Genomic DNA, 16124 nt, shown 5'->3' with positions numbered 1-16124 from the left:
TTATTCAAAGTATGTCGAGAAAAGGGAATTGCTTGGACAATACCGCAATGGAAAGTTTCTTTGGGCGATTAAAAACAGAATGTTTTTATGGTCGGGAATTTAACAGTAGAGAAGAGATAGTTGATGCTGTCAGGGATTATTTGGATTACTATAATCACCGACGGATTCAACTAAAATGAAAAGGACTGAGTCCGATACAATATCGAAAACAATCCTTTAAATAACAGTCTAACTTTTTGGGGTCAGATCAAAATCAACCGCACTTTTATTTTATACATGTCGTAAATCATGAGCTTGTTGTAATAACTGACGACTTTCCTGCAAGAATTGATCTGAATACTCCCCAAACCATTCCCTCACCTGATGGAAAGCATCAATAAACCCTTGGCGATCACCTTTTTCAAAAAATTGTAACGCTTCTTCATACGTTTGCTTTAAGCTTTCAATCACGTCTAAATTTTCTGGCTTATCCATAATAATATCGGCATAAAGTGCCGCATCCTGGGCAAATAGACGACCAATCATGGCTAATTCCAAACGATAAATCGGGGAAGATAATGCCAATAAATTACTTAAATTGACTGGTTGTTTGGAAAGATGCAGACCATTCGCGAAGGTGGAAAAGTGACGTAATGCTTGAATGTACGTCATATTGTGATCATGCTCCGCTGCATCAATTTGATAAATTTTTGCACCCCAGATTTGAATTTGCTCTAACAACCATTCATAACGCTCACTAAAACGCCCATCACAACGCACAACCACTTGTTTTGCCATGCTAGCAATATCGGGACCAAACATTGGATGCAACCCAACCACTGCCCCTTTATGCACGTCTAACATTTTAGCTAATGGAATACGTTTCACGGAGGTAAGATCCGCCAGTAGCATATTTTCGGTTAAGTGTGGCTTTAGACGTTCAATTGTTTCTAACGTGTGATCAATCGGCACTGAGACTATAACAACATCCGCATTCGTTAAAATGCGTTCTGCCACATCCCAATCATCTCGGTCTAAAATAGAAATAGGATAACCAGAGGCACGTAAATAGCGGGCAAATAATTGCCCCATTTTTCCGTAACCGCCAACAATAACAATTTTGTTAATGGCTGGATTCAGCGTTTTAAAACCAAATTGATTTTCATTGGAATAAGATTCACGCATGAAACGACGCAGCACATCTTCAATAAGTTGTGGAGAGATTCCTGCTTTAGCCGCTTCTTCTCTGCGTGCTTGTAGCATCGCTAATTCACGCTCTGGTGCATAAATCGGCAAACCTTTTTCGTGCTTTACTTCGCCTACTTGGCTCACCAGTTCGAGGCGTTTAGCAAAAATTTGAATCAGTTCACGATCGAGTGCATCAATTTCCTGACGTAAATGGTTAAGGGCATCCATAATTCACCTGTAATATCTTATTTACATAGATTGCAATTAAAAGGTTACAGGTGAGATTACTGGAATTAAAAAAGAAAGGCAAATAGTTAGAGAGATTGCGTAATCAAGCGTTGCGGACGAATCACATTGTTATCATCGATAAGTGCCACGCCTAAAAAGATATTCTTGTCAGAAAAAAACCGCACTTGACCACGCAATTTTGCTTCATTAGCAAATTTAACGCGCTGTCCAAAGCCAATACCTTTACTTTGTTCAGCATTTAACTGTAACGCAGGTAATTTGCTGACAGCTGTATCTATCGGTAAAAGATGTTGATCAAGTTGAGCAAGATCACCTTGCTCTGCAAGCGCCTGCAAAGCATCCCATGTCATCATCTTTTCTGTTGGATAATCCGCAACCGCAGTTCGACGTAACACTGTCACATGAGCACCACAACCTAATACTTCACCTAAATCATCCACTAATGTACGGATATAGGTTCCTTTCGAACAATGCACTTCTAAAGTTAGAAAAGGCGCTTGATACTCAATAAAGTTAAGCTCAAAAATCGTGATAGGACGGGCCTCACGTTCTACCGTAATGCCTGCGCGAGCATACTCATACAATGGTTTTCCATTGTGTTTTAATGCAGAAAACATGGTAGGCACTTGCAAAATATCACCGCGGAATTGTTCAAGTGCGGTCAAAATTTGTGATGTTTCCACGTTTACAGGGCGCGTTTCGACCACTTGTCCTTCTGCATCCGAGGTATCCGTACGTTCACCTAATTTTGCTGTGACCACATAGCGTTTATCTGCATCTAATAAAAACTGGGAAAACTTTGTCGCTTCGCCTAAGCAAATAGGCAGCATACCGGTTGCTAATGGATCGAGCGCACCGGTATGTCCAGCTTTATTCGCTTGGAATAAGCGTTTCACCTTTTGCATAATGTCATTAGATGACATACCTTGTGGCTTATCTAATAAAAATACGCCATCAATATCACGTCCACGCTTACGAGGTCTCGACATTAGTCATTTTCCTCAACGTGTTTTTTCTCGTCTTCACGAATCACGTTTGTCACTAAATTAGACATACGCATCCCTTCAACTAAGGACTGATCGTAGAAGAAACGAATTTCCGGCACAATGCGTAAGCGCATCGCTTTACCCACTAATGAACGGATATAAGGTGCTGCTTTTTCCAAACCTTTCATGCCCTGTGCAATAGCCACTTCATCATGATCAAACAAAAATGTGACAAACACTTTTGCATACGCTAAATCGCTTGATACTTCCACATCTGACACAGTTACCATGCCAATACGGGGATCTTTTACTTCACGCTGTAAAATGATGGCGATTTCTTTTTGCAATTCTTGTGCAACGCGATCGCTGCGTTTAAATTCTCTTGCCATAATATTTCTCTTACTAAGTAAGTTTTACCTACATTTATAGGTTACAAATTATTTCTCTGATTTGGTTTTATTTCGGCGAAGGATAAAACCGATCACTACGCCAATGAGACCTGCGATGACATTCACGATGACATCCATCACAACAACAACTAGACTCCAGTCTGCCCCACGTTCTTCATAGGATAACTGGGCATGATAAATGCTGGCTATCCAAAAACAAAGTTTTACAGCAATGGGGATAATTAGAAATTTCCATTTCTTCTGCCCAAACCCATAAGCAATTAAAATAGCATTGATCGCCGCCCAACCAAACATTGATTCCATTTTTAGCTCCAATGACAAAAGCGGTCAAAAATACGTTGAATTTTGACCGCTCTTTTTATCGATTAGATTGAACGTTTAACTTCAACGACTTCAAACACCTCGATTTGGTCGCCGACTTTCACGTCATTGTAGTTTTTAACGCCGATACCACATTCCATACCATTACGGACTTCAGAAACGTCATCTTTAAAGCGACGGAGAGATTCCAATTCACCTTCAAAAATTACCACGTTATCACGTAATACACGGATTGGGTTGTTGCGTTTTACTACACCTTCGGTCACCATACAACCGGCGATTGCACCAAATTTCGGATGTTTAAACACATCACGCACTTCAGCCAAGCCGATGATTTCTTGTTTGAATTCAGGTTGTAACATACCGCTCATCGCGGCTTTCACATCATTTAATAGTTCATAAATGATGGAGTAATAACGAAGGTCAATGTTTTCTGCTTCGATAATACGACGAGCAGAAGCATCCGCACGAACGTTAAAGCCGACCATAATCGCATTAGAGGCTGCCGCTAAGGTTGCATCAGTTTCAGAAATACCACCTACGCCTGAGCCCACTACTTTCACTTTCACTTCATCAGTAGAAAGATCTTGTAACGATTGAATAATCGCCTCCACAGAACCCTGTACGTCCGCTTTCACAATAACATTAAGCTCAGCCACATCACCTTCAGTCATATTGCTAAACATATTTTCAAGTTTCGCTTTTTGCTGACGAGCGAGTTTCACTTCACGGAACTTACCTTGACGGTGTAACGCCACTTCACGTGCTTTTTTCTCATCACGTACTACAGTTGCTTCATCACCCGCTGCTGGTACACCAGAAAGACCTAACACCTCAACAGGGATAGATGGGCCTGCTTCATCGATTTCTTTACCGTTTTCATCGCGCATTGCACGAACACGACCGTATTCAAAACCGCAAAGTACGATATCACCTTTACGTAAAGTACCAGATTGAACAAGAATTGTCGCAACCGGACCACGACCTTTATCAAGGTAAGATTCAATCACCACACCACTTGCCATGCCATCTTTTACAGCCGTTAATTCAAGTACTTCTGATTGAAGCAAGATGGCATCTAATAAGTCATCAACACCGGTACCTTTCTTCGCAGAAACAGGAACGAATTGTACATCACCACCGAATTTTTCAGAAATCACTTCGTGTTGAAGTAATTCTTGTTCTACGCGATCTGGATTTGCTTCTGGTTTATCAATTTTGTTCACCGCAACCACTAAAGGCGCACCTGCTGCTTTCGCGTGTTGAATCGCTTCAATGGTTTGAGGCATCACACCATCATCTGCAGCAACAACAAGAACGACGATATCCGTTGCTTTTGCACCACGTGCACGCATTGAGGTAAATGCAGCGTGTCCCGGTGTATCTAAGAAGGTGATCATTTTGCCATCATCCATTTCTACGTGGTACGCACCGATGTGCTGCGTAATACCACCCGCCTCACCGGCTGCAACTTTCGCTTTACGAATATAGTCAAGCAATGAAGTTTTACCATGGTCAACGTGACCCATGATCGTTACAACTGGTGCACGAGTCACTTTTTCTGCGTTAACATCACGATCGCCTAATACTTCTTCTTCAAGTTCATTTTCATTACGAAGAATCACTTTGTGACCTAATTCTTCAGCCACTAACTGTGCTGTTTCTTGGTCAAGCACTTGGTTAATGGTTACCATTTCGCCCATCTTCATCATCGCTTTGATGATTTCAGTCGCTTTGGTTGCCATTTTATTTGCTAATTCCGCAACGGTAATGGTTTCACCAATAACAACATCCTGTTTCACAACCTGAACAGGTTTTGTGAAGGCTTGTTGTAATGCTGCACCTTTCTTACCATTTTTACCTTTACCGAATTTACCGTCTTTTTGATTTTTACGGTTAGATTCGCGCTCATTTTTATTGCCGCCTTTCACGTCATCGCGTTCTTTTTTCGCCTTAGCGACTTTATTTTTACCGCGACCGCGATTTTCATTACGGCGTTCTTCTTCGTCTTCTGCTTCTAAAGCATAACGAGAGCTTAAATTGTAATCTGTATAATCTTCTGATGCGCTTTCATTGCTTGACGTATCCGCTTCAGCATAACGTTTAGCATCTTCAGCTGCTTTACGCGCTTGCTCTTCTGCTTTTTGGCGAGCTAGCTCTTCCGCTTTGCGACGAAGTTCTGCTTCTTCCGCTTTACGTTTTTCTTTTTCTGGATCAACAGATTTAGGTTTATTTTCAACCGCACTTTGTGCTAGTTTCGCTGCCTTTTCTGCTTCAACCTTAGCTTTTTCAGCTTTCGCTTTTTCTGCTGCAGCTTTTTCAGCAGCTAAACGTGCTTTTTCTTCTGCCACTTTTTTCTCTGCTTCTTGCTGTGCTTTTAATTTTTCTGCCTCAGCAGCTTTTCGGGCAGCATCTGTTGGCACAGTGCGTTTTTTACGAACTTCAACTTGTACCGCTTTTGCTTTACCGCCAGCTGTTGTACTGCTTACGGTTGTTTTTGTTCTGCGTTGAATACTTAGTTTTTTCGGTGCATTCGCATCCGCATTTTTTACATCTTCAGTCATTATTAAACTCCTTACTCTTCGCTAAACCAGCAAATATTACGCGCAGCCATAATAAAGTCAGCGGCTTGCTCTGCGGTTAATTCTTCGATATCAGCTAAATCATCTACACCTTGCTCAGCAAGTTCTTCAAGCGTAGTAATTTGTTTTTCAGCTAATTTAAAGGCAATGTGACGATTCATCCCTTCAAGATTTAATAAACGATCTTCAATATTCGCTTTTTTCAAGGCTTCTTCTTCAGCTGCTGCTGCTGCAGTAATGGCATCTTTTGCGCGACCTTGTAACTCTTCGATAAGATCTTCATCTTCTAAACCATCAATTGCAGTTAGCTCGCTTACTGGAACATAAGCCACTTCTTCTAATGAAGTAAAGCCTTCATCCACTAAGATTTGAGCAAACTCTTCATCAAGGCCTAATTTATCCATGAATAAATTTAATACTTTGGTATCTTCTGCTTGATGTTTTTCATTTAATTGTTCAGTAGTCATGACATTTAATGTCCAACCGGTTAATTGTGTCGCTAAACGTACATTTTGACCATTACGACCAATTGCTTGTGCTAAGTTGTCAGCATTAACCGCAATGTCCATTGAGTGATTATCTTCATCTACGATAATTGAAGTCACATCAGCTGGTGCCATTGCATTAATCACATATTGTGCCGGATTATCATCCCAAAGTACGATATCCACACGTTCACCACCTAATTCATTGGTAATCGCTTGAACGCGAGCACCGCGCATACCCACACACGCACCAACTGGGTCGATACGTTTGTCATTTGATTTCACCGCAATTTTCGCACGAGAACCTGGATCACGAGCTGCACCACGGATTTCAAGCATTTCTTCGCCGATTTCTGGTACTTCAATACGGAATAACTCGATTAACATTTCAGGTTTCGCACGAGTCACAAATAGTTGTGCAGTTTTGCTTTCTGGATTCACTTTATAAAGCACACCACGAACACGATCGCCAGGGCGGAAATTTTCACGTGGAAGCATATCTTCACGCATAATCACGGCTTCAGCTTTATTGCCTAAATCTAAAATGATGCTTTCACGATTTACTTTTTTCACCGTCCCCGTAACAATTTTGCCTTCTTCAGAACGGAATTGCTCAACTACTTTCGCACGCTCTGCTTCACGAATTTTTGTACTGATCACTTGGCGAGCAGTTTGCATCGCAATACGGTCAAATGCGATAGACTCAATTTGGTCTTCAACATAATCACCAAGTTGAACATTCGGATCTTCAAATTGTGCCGCTTCTAAAGTCATTTCTTTTGTTGGCACTTTAACTTCATCAACCACCAACCAACGACGGAATGTATCAAACTCACCCGTTTTAGGGTTGATAGATACGCGAATATCGGTTTCATAGTCATATTTTTTCTTTGTTGAAAGTGCAATCGCACTCTCTAACGCTTCAAAAATCTTTTCGCGTGGTAATAACTTCTCGTTAGATACTGCTTCAGCAGCTAACAAAATCTCTTTACTCATTTTCCTTTTTCTCCTTTAAAATTTTGCGATTACATTGGCTTTTTGAATGTTGCCAAAAATAAGAACTTGTTTCTGACCATCAACAATAAGTGTCAACATGTCATTTTCAATTTTTTCCAATTTACCTTGCCATTTACGACGATCTAAAACAGGAATACGTAAATGCACAGCGATATCCTCGCCCACATAACGTTGGAATTGTTCAAGCGTAAATAGTGGACGATCCAGACCTGGTGATGACACTTCGAGGTTATATTTATCCGCAATCGGATCTTCCACGTCTAAAATCGCGCTCACTTGACGACTTACATCAGCACAATCATCAACGCCTACGCCACCTTCTTTATCAATGAATAAACGGACGGTCATAAAACGCCCTGCACGTTGGCATTCAATCCCCCAAAGCTCGCAGCCTAAGTCTTCTACTGCACCTTGAAGCATCTCTTGCAATTTTTGTTCTAATGTTGCCAATTTTTGCTCCTAATCTTAAAATTCAGACATAAAAAAAGGGTTAGGTTCGTCAATGAACCTAAGCCCAGTTTCTAAATTTCTCGTACAAAAAAACCCCAAATTTGGGGTTCTTTTTACTGAACTTGTTATTGGTTGCGGGGGCCGGATTTGAACCGACGGCCTTCGGGTTATGAGCCCGACGAGCTACCAAGCTGCTCCACCCCGCGTCCGAAATATGCGATGTATTATAGTGATCTAAATCAAAAGATCAAGCGATTTCTGCTAATTTTCTTGAAAACTTAAGATTTTTTGACCGCCCTTTGCTTTATCTAAAGTGAGAGTTAGAATCCAAAGCCAGTGCCAAGACCTACTCCAACGCCCACACCATTACTGCCGCCGCCAGCACCTACACCAACAGAACAAGCACTCACTAAAGCACTTAATACAGCCACTAAAAATAATTTTTTCATAGATTTTCCTTTGTTAAATGTTCAAATAACCGATAAACGGCCAATAAGTCCGTTCGTGCAATCGGTTTGAACGGAAGTAAAAGATAATAAAGCCAACGAAATCTTCTCACATAAGACAACATATCAGTCCAATAAGTTGTCGGGCAATGAGATTTATAATAATCAAATAATTCATCAAGCTTTTCATCATCTAAGCTTTTCACACGACATAAACTGTCTAAAAATGCCAGCATATCACGTGTAATCAACCAGTGCTCATTATGGCTTTTTGAATGGGATTCAAAGTCCATAAAACTAATCTTGCCTTCTTTCCATGCGATATCTCGTATGGCTGGTCGACCATGAATAATGCCTTGTTGATGAAGACTAATCAATATCTCCATCGCTGAATGCAAAATATGTGATTTTTCTGCCCAAGACAATTTTTCATCATTCAGCCAGATGTTTAATGTTGGCCCCGCATCTTCCAATACTAAATAATCATCTCCGAAATCACATAATTTAGGTACTGGTGCACCAATATTATTCAGGTGCTGAAGAATCTCACATTCTTCTTTAAAATGTTGCTTTGGATGCGGTTTTAATAATAACCATATCCCTTTTAATTGCTCGGGTTGTTTTAACCAATAATGTTTCCCTAAATATTCAAATTGGAAAACACGTTCCCCACGGTGTTTTTCAAGAAGCTTCTGCACATGCTCTTTAAATGACGAAGTCATAATCTCTACTTAAATTTTTATTGTATAGTGAAAAGATAAGCGATACATTCTACAAAATTTTTATTCTTTTTCAATCAAGGAGAAAATATGCATTTTTTGAAAAAAGTACTCACCATACTGACATTAGGTTTCTTCACACTATCTGTACAAGCTTCCCCTTTTAGCATCAGCGAACAACAAATTAACCAGTATTTAAGTGAAAAAGGCACGATTAATGACAAACTCGGTATTCCAGGATTGTTTTCTGTGGATTATGCGCTGAAAGATTTAGTGACTCAAATCGGGCAAACTGAAAGTAATCGTGTTGAAATGAGTGGTTTGGCTGATACGCTTATTCGTTTATCTGGTAAAACCTACCCAGCTAAGTTGCATTTAACCTTTGATGCGATTCCTGAATATAACGCAGAAGAGGGGGCACTTTATTTAAAAAATCTGCGGATTTTACGCTGGTCTGGTGAACCTAATAGTGTGATGGATCAACTCCAAGATGTTATGCCGCTATTAAGCGATGGTGTGGCAGCACTATTAAGTCGGATGCCAGTTTATACCTTGGATGAAAGTGACATGAAACAAATGCTGATTAAGAAATTCGCCAAAGAAATTAAAGTTGAGAAAGGTCGATTAGAATTAATTGGTGGAATGTTTTAACAATAAGGGCGTATTAAACGCCCTTTTTTATAACGCAATGATAGCTCGCAAACCTTGAATTTGCCCGTTATCTTCAATATTTTCTAATCGGAAACGATAGTGATGCAATTCTGCTATTCTTGCCACAATAGACAATCCAAGCCCACTCCCTTTTTCATTTTGTCCTGCAGGACGATAAAAACGCTGCCCTAATTTTGCTAATTCTTCTGGCGCAACACCACCGCCATTATCTTCAATAAGAATTTTACGCGGCTGTAAAATCACACGAACCTGAGTGCCTTGCGGACAATATTTTATGGCATTATCCAATAAGTTTCGTAGCATTTGTGTAAGTAATAATGGCTGCCCTTGCTTAACGGCAGGATCTCCCTGATGCTCAAACTGTAATTCGATTTGGCGTTGTTGTGCACTAAAATATAAATCACCAATAAGCGAAGTGATAATTTCCGACCAATGAATATCAGCAAGGTTATCTAATTCTTTGAGATTCTCTAAGCGGGAAAGCGTAAGAAGCTGTTCTATTAATTGAGTTGCCCGATCGATACCTTGGGTTAAATGCGCTAAGGCCATTTCACGCGTTTGTGCATCATCGCCAGCTAACTGTGCGACTTCTGTTTGAATACGTAATGCCGCTAATGGACTACGTAATTCATGTGCTGCATCAGAAACAAAGCGGCGCTCCCGTTCCAACTGCTCACTAGTACGTGTGAAAAATTGATTTAAGTTTTGGACTAACGGTAGAATCTCTGTTGGCACATCATCAGTTTCTAATAACGATACATCACCTGGTCGGCGAGCTTGTACGTTTCGACTCAATCGATTAATTGGTTTTAATGCACGATAAATTACAATAAACGCGACCAATAAGAGTACTGGTAATCCGGCAAACCAAATTCCTGTTTGGCTGAAAACCATTTTATTGACTAACTCTTCACGATATTCTAACTCTTGACCTACGGCGATCACCAATTCACCATTGCCAACAGGTTGCCAATAAATCAGCCATTCATCGTCATCATCTAAAATATGCGCTTTACTAAATCCGGTTTTATTTTGGAAAATAAATTTGTCGCCATTATCACCATCGGTTAATAATCTTTCACCTTTGTTAGAAAATATGGCAAAGGCCAATGCATCATTATCATAATGACGTTTCTGTGGTTTAAATCCACCACGCGGAAAGTTAGCATTTTTATCCAATAAGACATTTTTCAAATCAGAGGTTGCCAAACGCTCGGCAAAAAGCACCTGCTGAGCATTAAACACATCTTTTACTTCTTTTTTGACGACCGTCCAGGCAACAGCCGTAGCAATACACCACACGCAAAGTGCGGTCACACTCAAACCGATTAAGAGACGAAAACTCAGTCGTTTATTTTTCATTAACTTGTCCTAAAGCATAGCCTACGCCATGTACCGTACGAATAAATTGCTTACCTAATTTTTGACGTAAATTATAAATGTGTACATCCAATGCACCGCTACTTAATTCTTCATCCCAATTTGACAGTTTTTCTTCAATGGTCGCACGTGAAAGCACTCGTTCTTTATTCAGCATAAAAAGCTCGAGTAATTTATATTCACGTCCGGTTAATGTAATTTCATCCTCATTCAACCAAGCCTTACGTTGAGCAGGATCGAGTTTTACATTGCCATGCTCAATTTGTGGTTGAACTTGTCCATAACGACGACGAATTAATGCTTGTAATCGCACCACCACTTCAGCCAAGGCAAAGGGTTTGCAAAGATAATCATCTGCACCTTGTTGAATGCCTTTAATGCGCTCATCCAACGTATCACGCGCAGTTAAGATCAACACTGGCACATCTTGATTATTTGAACGCCATTGTTTTAATACATCCAAACCATCCAGTTTAGGCAGCGTTAAATCCAATACCACCGCATCATAAGGCGCGCCGATTAAGGCATTTAATCCACTTTGCCCATCGGTAAACCAATCTACAATAAAACCAGATTTTGTTAAACCAATTTGCAGACCATTGCCGATGAGAGCATCGTCTTCTACTAATAAAACTCGCATAATATTGACCGCACTTTTATCTTTCTCAAAACGAAAAAATGGCGGGCTTTTGCCCACCACGTCAAATTATATGAATTATTGCGCTTTTTCAACGCTAATGACCTCAAGCTCTGGTTTTTCAAAAGGTTCATTATCCAATTTACCGTAAACACGGATTTTATCCTGAGGTCCCACATTTAAGCCATTCCAAACGCGTTTTTTAATTTCCAATTTGATTTGGTCTGTACCATCGGTAAAAAGATATTCATCACCATCAATTTGTTGAGTGATGTTACCGACTAAGGTAATCATAGAATTATCTTTCGCAGATAATGCTTGTTTAACAGTAAGTTGTTGACCTTGATCACCACCTTGGAAGCCACCTTGTGCAGTGTTGCCATTAAAACCAGCAAATGCCACTGAAGTAGATAAAGCTAAAAGAGTCGCTAAAGCAAATTTTTTCATCATGTTCTCCTAAATAGAATTAAGCATAAATTAATCATGTTTCAAAGCGAAGGATTATCCTCATTGCCGCCTTGTTGATGCTTATTAAATACAACAAATCTTAATGAAATCTTAAGCAACCTTAAGATTTTTAAATTTTTTTAAAATCACCAACAAAATCGTTCATTCACCAAGTTATCTTGGCGTTCTTTCTCCCATTTTGCTTTATTTTCAGGATTAGCAAAATAGCGGTCTTGCTCAACTAGGCGCGCATCAAGTTTTGCCTCTGCTTCTTTTAATGCCTGTTTTCTATCTGGATGTTTGCTTGGTAATTGAGGTAAAAATACAGTCTGATATGGGTGATTTTTCGCCCAGTCAATCGCATCTTGCGCTGCCTTGTGTTGCTTATTCAAATCACAGAACGCATAGGGATTAACATGCTGTCCCACTAATTGCCCAAATGCTGTATTATTCGATACTGTTAATTTATCTAAATCCAACACATATAACGCGGTAATTAAACGGTTTTGCCCACGATAAAACCATTTTACTGCTTCATCACGTAAACCAAAATCATAAGCACGAGCAGAAAGTACAAACATTGTCATCGGAGAAACAAAATCCACTTTTTTCTCAATAATATTGACCGCACTTTCAAAATCTTTTTGTGTATTTTTCAGTAGTAACGCATCAATATCTTTATTCACATTAATCTGTTCAAGTCGCCCATCTCTGGCATCGTAATAAGGCTTTACGTACATATCAATATGCTTAACCGGCTCTTTTGAAATGGTGCTACAAGCCGTTAATAAAAGTGCGGTTGAAATTAACGTTAATTTTAGAAAGGTTTGCATGTTCTTCCCTTATGATGAATATTAGCTCGCTATATTACAACAAAAGAGCCGTGAGTTTTACTTCTCTTTCTTCTATAATGAGCAAAATTTTGTTTTATTTTGTTTCATGAAAATCCACCTTATTCAGCGCCAAATCACCTTAGATTTCGATAACCAAACTTCTCTGCTTAACTTTTTAGAACAACATCAAATTCACCATGAATATCAATGTCGTTCAGGTTATTGTGGTTCTTGTCGCGTGAAGATAAAAAAAGGCAAGGTGTCTTACGCTGAAGCGCCCCTTGCCTTTATCCAACCCGATGAGATTTTACTGTGTTGCTGTCGGGTGGAAAGTGATTTAGAAATAGAACTATAAATTATTCAAATCCAACACGTCTGTCATATCAAACAATCCGTGAGATTGTTTTTCTAACCATTTACCTGCGCGCACTGCCCCATTGGCAAAGGTCATACGGCTTGATGCTTTGTGAGCAATTTCAACGCGCTCACCGATATCGGCAAACCAGACACTATGTTCCCCCACTACATCAGAAGCACGAATCGTAGAGAAACCAATTTCATCACGTTTACGTTCACCTGTAATACCTTCGCGACAAAATACGCCATGAGTTTTTAAATCACGACCAAGGGTTTTCGCAATGTGTTCACCCATTGAAAGTGCGGTACCAGAAGGTGCATCCACTTTGTGGCGGTGGTGTGCTTCAATGATTTCGATATCGCAATAATCGCCCATCACTTTGGCGGCTTTTTCTAATAGTTTAAACACCAAATTCACCCCCACACTGAAGTTGGATGCAAATACAATGGCAATTTTTTCCGATGCAGCTTGAATTGCGACTTTACCTGCATCATCAAACCCCGTGGTACCAATTACCATTTTTTTGTTGTGAGCAACACAAAATGCGATATGCTCAAGTGTACCTTCTGGACGGGTAAAATCAATCAGCAAATCAAAGTTATCTTTTTCTGCATTTAAATCATCTGATACTTTAATACCTAATGCACCAATACCCGCAAGCTCGCCCGCATCTGCACCAACTAAAGAGGATCCTTTACGCTCAAAAGCGGCGCCTAATTCTGCCCCTTCTGCATGATGTACGGCTTGAATTAATTGACGCCCCATTCTTCCGCCGGCACCGGCGATCGCAATTTTTAATGTCATGTTTTGTCCTTTTTTTATCAAATTAAAGCGTGTTGAATGCCACTATAAATTAAATAGATTCCGAAGAAAATAAAAATCAGCCCTGCTGCATTATCAATATAGCGACTATATTGGCTATAAAACTGTTTTGCAACAGAACGCGAGAAAAGCACTGAAATGATGTAGAAATATAAAAAGGTTTCTACGGTAATCACGGCAAGTGCGGTCAAAATTTGTGATGTTTCAGTAATATTCACTAACACTAATGACATCACACTGCTGAAATAAATCACCACTTTAGCATTAGATAAATTGACTAATAAGCCTTTCATAATGCTTTTTAAGGTTGATTGATTTGGCACATTTGCATTCTGCTTTTCATCAAAAACCGTATTGGTTTTCACTTTTGCCATTTTAATGCCGAGATAAACTAAATACGATCCGCCAAGCATCATCACAATGCCTTGAATAATTGGCATAGTGGCAAAAATAATGGCAAGTCCTAAAACGGCAGCCGTTGCCCAGATTAATACACCAATGGTAATTCCAATCACGCCACCTATAGCTTCTCGTCGAGAACTCATAGCAGAAATTCGGCTGACATAGAAAAAATCAGGGCCAGGAGAAAGTAAACCAACAAGATGAATAATCATCAAATTTAGCATGGCAAACCTACAATGCGCAATATCACGATCACGATAACAGCATAGATTGCTGCTAAAACATCATCCACCATAATCCCAAAACCACTTTCCAGTTTTTCGTCAAAATAACGAATAGGGTAAGGTTTTAAAATATCGAAGAAACGGAACAGTACAAAGGCAATGACAATCCAAGGCAAAGATAAAGTTGGAATTGCAGCTAGCACAATAAATACCCCAACAAATTCATCCCAAACAATGGAGCCGTGATCATGAACACCCATATCATCTGCGGTTTTTTGACATAGATAACAGCCAAGCGCAAAGCAAAGTACGGTCAAAATTAAGAAGATTTTTAGTCCAAGGCAAGCTAATAATGCTGAACCTAAAATTGTTCCGGCTAAACTTCCCCATGTACCCGGTGCTGGACGAATTAATCCAGAACCAAAACCTAATGCAAGTAAATGAACTGGATTTTTTAAGCTAACTCTATCAAGAGGTGAACTATTCATTATTTATCCTTAAAATGATCGAAACCAGACGGCGCTTGATAATTGATTGCACGTCCATCTTTTAAAAAAGTAATCTGATTGTTATTTTGCTGAACAATTTTTCCGATACAGGTACAAGGTACATTCAACGATTGAGATAACTTCTCAATCTCAGATTTTTTATTTGCGGGAATCGTAAAGCAAAGTTCATAATCTTCCCCGCCACTTAATGCAAACGCTTCTGCTTTTTCTAAGCTATATGTTTTTTTGAGTGATGTAGATAAAGGCAAGAAGGATAAATCAATCTCCGCAGAACATTGGCTTCTCGTTAAAATATGTCCTAAATCCGCGACAAGACCATCTGAAATATCAATGCATGAATGCGCTACATTCACTAATGCTTGGCCTAATTCAACGCGTGGTGTCGGGTGAAAATGGCGTTTGACTAAAAATTCAGTATCAAAATCGACCGCACTTTTACCCTGTAAGATCCAATTTAAACCCGCCGCGCTATCACCTAACGAGCCCGATACATAAATTAAATCTCCAACCTTTGCGTTATGTCGGAATAAAGCCTTTCCTTTTGGTACGACCCCTTGTGCCGTAATGGTTACAGAAAGTGGGCCTTTTGTTGTATCGCCACCAATTAACGTCACATCATATTGATTTAATGTATCAAACAGACTTTGACTAAATTGGCTTAGCCAGTTTTCATCAACTTTAGGTAATGTGAGTGCAAGAGAAATCCAAGCAGGTTTCGCTCCCATAGCAGCTAAATCACTTAGATTTGTCGCGATAGCTTTATACGCTAAATCTTTTGGAGAAATGGAAGATAAAAAATGCGTGCCCTCGACCATTGTATCGGTGGTAATGGCAAGCTGATATCCTTCTGGAATATGAGTGATCGCACAATCATCCCCAATACTGAAATCAACAAAGTGTTGATTGCCTTTTTGTATTGCGAAGTATCGCCCTATAAGATCAAATTCACCCGTACTCATTTTATCTGCACACCAAAAAACAAAGGGCAGACATTTGTCTACCCTACAT

20 protein-coding genes and 1 tRNA gene are annotated in these 16124 nt (G+C 39.7%); 3 read left to right on the top strand and 18 right to left on the bottom strand.

Annotation, left to right across the window (positions count from 1 at the left end):
• On the top strand, positions 1-179 hold a 179-nt coding region (locus DPV97_RS04350; RefSeq protein WP_243585060.1), incomplete at its 5' end, for an IS3 family transposase.
• A 91-nt stretch (positions 180-270) separates the two neighbouring features.
• Here DPV97_RS04350 and tyrA read toward each other — a convergent pair.
• The 10 genes from tyrA to DPV97_RS04305 form a co-directional block, all read right to left on the bottom strand.
• Positions 271-1395 carry a bifunctional chorismate mutase/prephenate dehydrogenase gene (gene tyrA, locus DPV97_RS04345; protein WP_070714399.1) on the bottom strand — a complete coding sequence of 375 codons (1125 nt, stop codon included), beginning with the start codon at positions 1393-1395 and terminating at the stop codon, positions 271-273.
• Between the two features lie 86 nt (positions 1396-1481).
• The gene (truB, locus tag DPV97_RS04340) at positions 1482-2405 is read right to left on the bottom strand and encodes a tRNA pseudouridine(55) synthase TruB (RefSeq protein WP_070714401.1); all 924 of its coding nucleotides are present in this window, start codon (positions 2403-2405) and stop codon (positions 1482-1484) included.
• Positions 2405-2791 (bottom strand): 30S ribosome-binding factor RbfA, encoded by a 387-nt coding sequence (gene rbfA / locus DPV97_RS04335; RefSeq protein WP_005699364.1) that lies wholly within the window; start codon positions 2789-2791, stop codon positions 2405-2407. The genes truB and rbfA overlap by 1 nt, the downstream gene beginning before the upstream one ends.
• 48 nt (positions 2792-2839) lie before the next feature.
• Entirely contained in the window at positions 2840-3115 is a 276-nt protein-coding gene (locus tag DPV97_RS04330) for a hypothetical protein (RefSeq protein ID WP_070714404.1), read from the bottom strand.
• A 62-nt stretch (positions 3116-3177) separates the two neighbouring features.
• Positions 3178-5697, bottom strand: coding sequence for a translation initiation factor IF-2 (gene infB, locus DPV97_RS04325; RefSeq protein ID WP_049373487.1), 2520 nt, complete (start codon positions 5695-5697; stop codon positions 3178-3180).
• 11 nt (positions 5698-5708) lie between these two features.
• Positions 5709-7196: a transcription termination factor NusA gene (gene nusA, locus DPV97_RS04320; RefSeq protein ID WP_049373488.1), complete on the bottom strand. Its 1488-nt coding sequence runs from the start codon at positions 7194-7196 to the stop codon at positions 5709-5711.
• 15 nt (positions 7197-7211) lie between these two features.
• Positions 7212-7667, bottom strand: coding sequence for a ribosome maturation factor RimP (gene rimP, locus DPV97_RS04315; protein ID WP_049373489.1), 456 nt, complete (start codon positions 7665-7667; stop codon positions 7212-7214).
• 129 nt (positions 7668-7796) lie between these two features.
• Positions 7797-7873 (bottom strand) — tRNA-Met (locus DPV97_RS04310).
• A gap of 114 nt (positions 7874-7987) precedes the next feature.
• Positions 7988-8116 carry a hypothetical protein gene (locus DPV97_RS09690; RefSeq protein WP_005696016.1) on the bottom strand — a complete coding sequence of 43 codons (129 nt, stop codon included), beginning with the start codon at positions 8114-8116 and terminating at the stop codon, positions 7988-7990.
• The gene (locus DPV97_RS04305; RefSeq protein WP_070714405.1) at positions 8113-8835 is read right to left on the bottom strand and encodes an RIO1 family regulatory kinase/ATPase domain-containing protein; all 723 of its coding nucleotides are present in this window, start codon (positions 8833-8835) and stop codon (positions 8113-8115) included. The genes DPV97_RS09690 and DPV97_RS04305 overlap by 4 nt, the downstream gene beginning before the upstream one ends.
• Before the next feature lie 87 nt (positions 8836-8922).
• Between DPV97_RS04305 and DPV97_RS04300 the strand changes: the two genes are divergently transcribed.
• The gene (locus DPV97_RS04300) at positions 8923-9483 is read left to right on the top strand and encodes a YceB family lipoprotein (RefSeq protein WP_049372569.1); all 561 of its coding nucleotides are present in this window, start codon (positions 8923-8925) and stop codon (positions 9481-9483) included.
• 27 nt (positions 9484-9510) lie between these two features.
• On the opposite strand, the gene qseC is transcribed toward DPV97_RS04300, so the two are convergent.
• The 4 genes from qseC to DPV97_RS04280 all read right to left on the bottom strand — a co-directional run bounded on the left by qseC (position 9511) and on the right by DPV97_RS04280 (position 12801).
• Positions 9511-10866 (bottom strand): quorum sensing histidine kinase QseC, encoded by a 1356-nt coding sequence (gene qseC, locus DPV97_RS04295; RefSeq protein ID WP_049372568.1) that lies wholly within the window; start codon positions 10864-10866, stop codon positions 9511-9513.
• Positions 10856-11524, bottom strand: coding sequence for a response regulator (locus tag DPV97_RS04290; RefSeq protein ID WP_070714684.1), 669 nt, complete (start codon positions 11522-11524; stop codon positions 10856-10858). The genes qseC and DPV97_RS04290 overlap by 11 nt, the downstream gene beginning before the upstream one ends.
• Before the next feature lie 75 nt (positions 11525-11599).
• Positions 11600-11968 (bottom strand): YgiW/YdeI family stress tolerance OB fold protein, encoded by a 369-nt coding sequence (locus DPV97_RS04285; protein WP_070714407.1) that lies wholly within the window; start codon positions 11966-11968, stop codon positions 11600-11602.
• A gap of 146 nt (positions 11969-12114) precedes the next feature.
• Positions 12115-12801, bottom strand: a complete 687-nt coding sequence (locus DPV97_RS04280; RefSeq protein ID WP_070714408.1) for a hypothetical protein — start codon at positions 12799-12801, stop codon at positions 12115-12117.
• 106 nt (positions 12802-12907) lie between these two features.
• Here DPV97_RS04280 and yfaE point away from each other — a divergent pair, with 106 nt between their 5' ends.
• Positions 12908-13156, top strand: a complete 249-nt coding sequence (gene yfaE / locus DPV97_RS04275) for a class I ribonucleotide reductase maintenance protein YfaE (protein ID WP_049365833.1) — start codon at positions 12908-12910, stop codon at positions 13154-13156.
• Here the strand turns inward: yfaE and dapB are convergent.
• From dapB to thiL, 4 genes are read right to left on the bottom strand one after another with little or no spacing between them, the layout of a single operon-like run.
• Positions 13151-13963: a 4-hydroxy-tetrahydrodipicolinate reductase gene (gene dapB / locus DPV97_RS04270; RefSeq protein ID WP_070714410.1), complete on the bottom strand. Its 813-nt coding sequence runs from the start codon at positions 13961-13963 to the stop codon at positions 13151-13153. The two genes, yfaE and dapB, sit on opposite strands and share 6 nt — an antisense overlap.
• A 17-nt stretch (positions 13964-13980) precedes the next feature.
• Positions 13981-14607 carry a LysE family transporter gene (locus tag DPV97_RS04265; RefSeq protein ID WP_070714412.1) on the bottom strand — a complete coding sequence of 209 codons (627 nt, stop codon included), beginning with the start codon at positions 14605-14607 and terminating at the stop codon, positions 13981-13983.
• Entirely contained in the window at positions 14601-15095 is a 495-nt protein-coding gene (locus DPV97_RS04260; protein ID WP_070714414.1) for a phosphatidylglycerophosphatase A family protein, read from the bottom strand. The genes DPV97_RS04265 and DPV97_RS04260 overlap by 7 nt, the downstream gene beginning before the upstream one ends.
• Entirely contained in the window at positions 15095-16075 is a 981-nt protein-coding gene (gene thiL / locus DPV97_RS04255; RefSeq protein ID WP_070714417.1) for a thiamine-phosphate kinase, read from the bottom strand. Before thiL ends, DPV97_RS04260 begins: the two co-directional genes overlap by 1 nt.
• Positions 16076-16124: the final 49 nt, after the last annotated feature.

The organism is Haemophilus parainfluenzae (assembly GCF_003253005.1).
Classification (GTDB): Bacteria; Pseudomonadota; Gammaproteobacteria; order Enterobacterales; family Pasteurellaceae; genus Haemophilus_D; species Haemophilus_D parainfluenzae_M.
Note: the sequence above shows the minus strand (reverse complement) of the source record. Positions and strands in the feature narration are given on the sequence as shown.

Excerpts from the sequence above, each read along its gene's own strand:
- DPV97_RS04305 (WP_070714405.1), bottom strand. The coding sequence starts at position 8,835 with ATGACTTCGTCATTTAAAGAGCATGTGCAGAAGCTTCTTGAAAAACAC.
- DPV97_RS09690 (WP_005696016.1), bottom strand. The coding sequence starts at position 8,116 with ATGAAAAAATTATTTTTAGTGGCTGTATTAAGTGCTTTAGTGAGTGCT.
- DPV97_RS04290 (WP_070714684.1), bottom strand. The coding sequence starts at position 11,524 with ATGCGAGTTTTATTAGTAGAAGACGATGCTCTCATCGGCAATGGTCTG.
- nusA (WP_049373488.1), bottom strand. The coding sequence starts at position 7,196 with ATGAGTAAAGAGATTTTGTTAGCTGCTGAAGCAGTATCTAACGAGAAG.
- qseC (WP_049372568.1), bottom strand. The coding sequence starts at position 10,866 with ATGAAAAATAAACGACTGAGTTTTCGTCTCTTAATCGGTTTGAGTGTG.
- truB (WP_070714401.1), bottom strand. The coding sequence starts at position 2,405 with ATGTCGAGACCTCGTAAGCGTGGACGTGATATTGATGGCGTATTTTTA.
- dapB (WP_070714410.1), bottom strand. The coding sequence starts at position 13,963 with ATGACATTAAAAATTGCGATCGCCGGTGCCGGCGGAAGAATGGGGCGT.
- thiL (WP_070714417.1), bottom strand. The coding sequence starts at position 16,075 with ATGAGTACGGGTGAATTTGATCTTATAGGGCGATACTTCGCAATACAA.
- DPV97_RS04280 (WP_070714408.1), bottom strand. The coding sequence starts at position 12,801 with ATGCAAACCTTTCTAAAATTAACGTTAATTTCAACCGCACTTTTATTA.
- tyrA (WP_070714399.1), bottom strand. The coding sequence starts at position 1,395 with ATGGATGCCCTTAACCATTTACGTCAGGAAATTGATGCACTCGATCGT.
- DPV97_RS04300 (WP_049372569.1), top strand. The coding sequence starts at position 8,923 with ATGCATTTTTTGAAAAAAGTACTCACCATACTGACATTAGGTTTCTTC.
- yfaE (WP_049365833.1), top strand. The coding sequence starts at position 12,908 with ATGAAAATCCACCTTATTCAGCGCCAAATCACCTTAGATTTCGATAAC.
- DPV97_RS04285 (WP_070714407.1), bottom strand. The coding sequence starts at position 11,968 with ATGAAAAAATTTGCTTTAGCGACTCTTTTAGCTTTATCTACTTCAGTG.
- infB (WP_049373487.1), bottom strand. The coding sequence starts at position 5,697 with ATGACTGAAGATGTAAAAAATGCGGATGCGAATGCACCGAAAAAACTA.
- DPV97_RS04260 (WP_070714414.1), bottom strand. The coding sequence starts at position 15,095 with ATGAATAGTTCACCTCTTGATAGAGTTAGCTTAAAAAATCCAGTTCAT.
- rbfA (WP_005699364.1), bottom strand. The coding sequence starts at position 2,791 with ATGGCAAGAGAATTTAAACGCAGCGATCGCGTTGCACAAGAATTGCAA.
- DPV97_RS04265 (WP_070714412.1), bottom strand. The coding sequence starts at position 14,607 with ATGCTAAATTTGATGATTATTCATCTTGTTGGTTTACTTTCTCCTGGC.
- DPV97_RS04330 (WP_070714404.1), bottom strand. The coding sequence starts at position 3,115 with ATGGAATCAATGTTTGGTTGGGCGGCGATCAATGCTATTTTAATTGCT.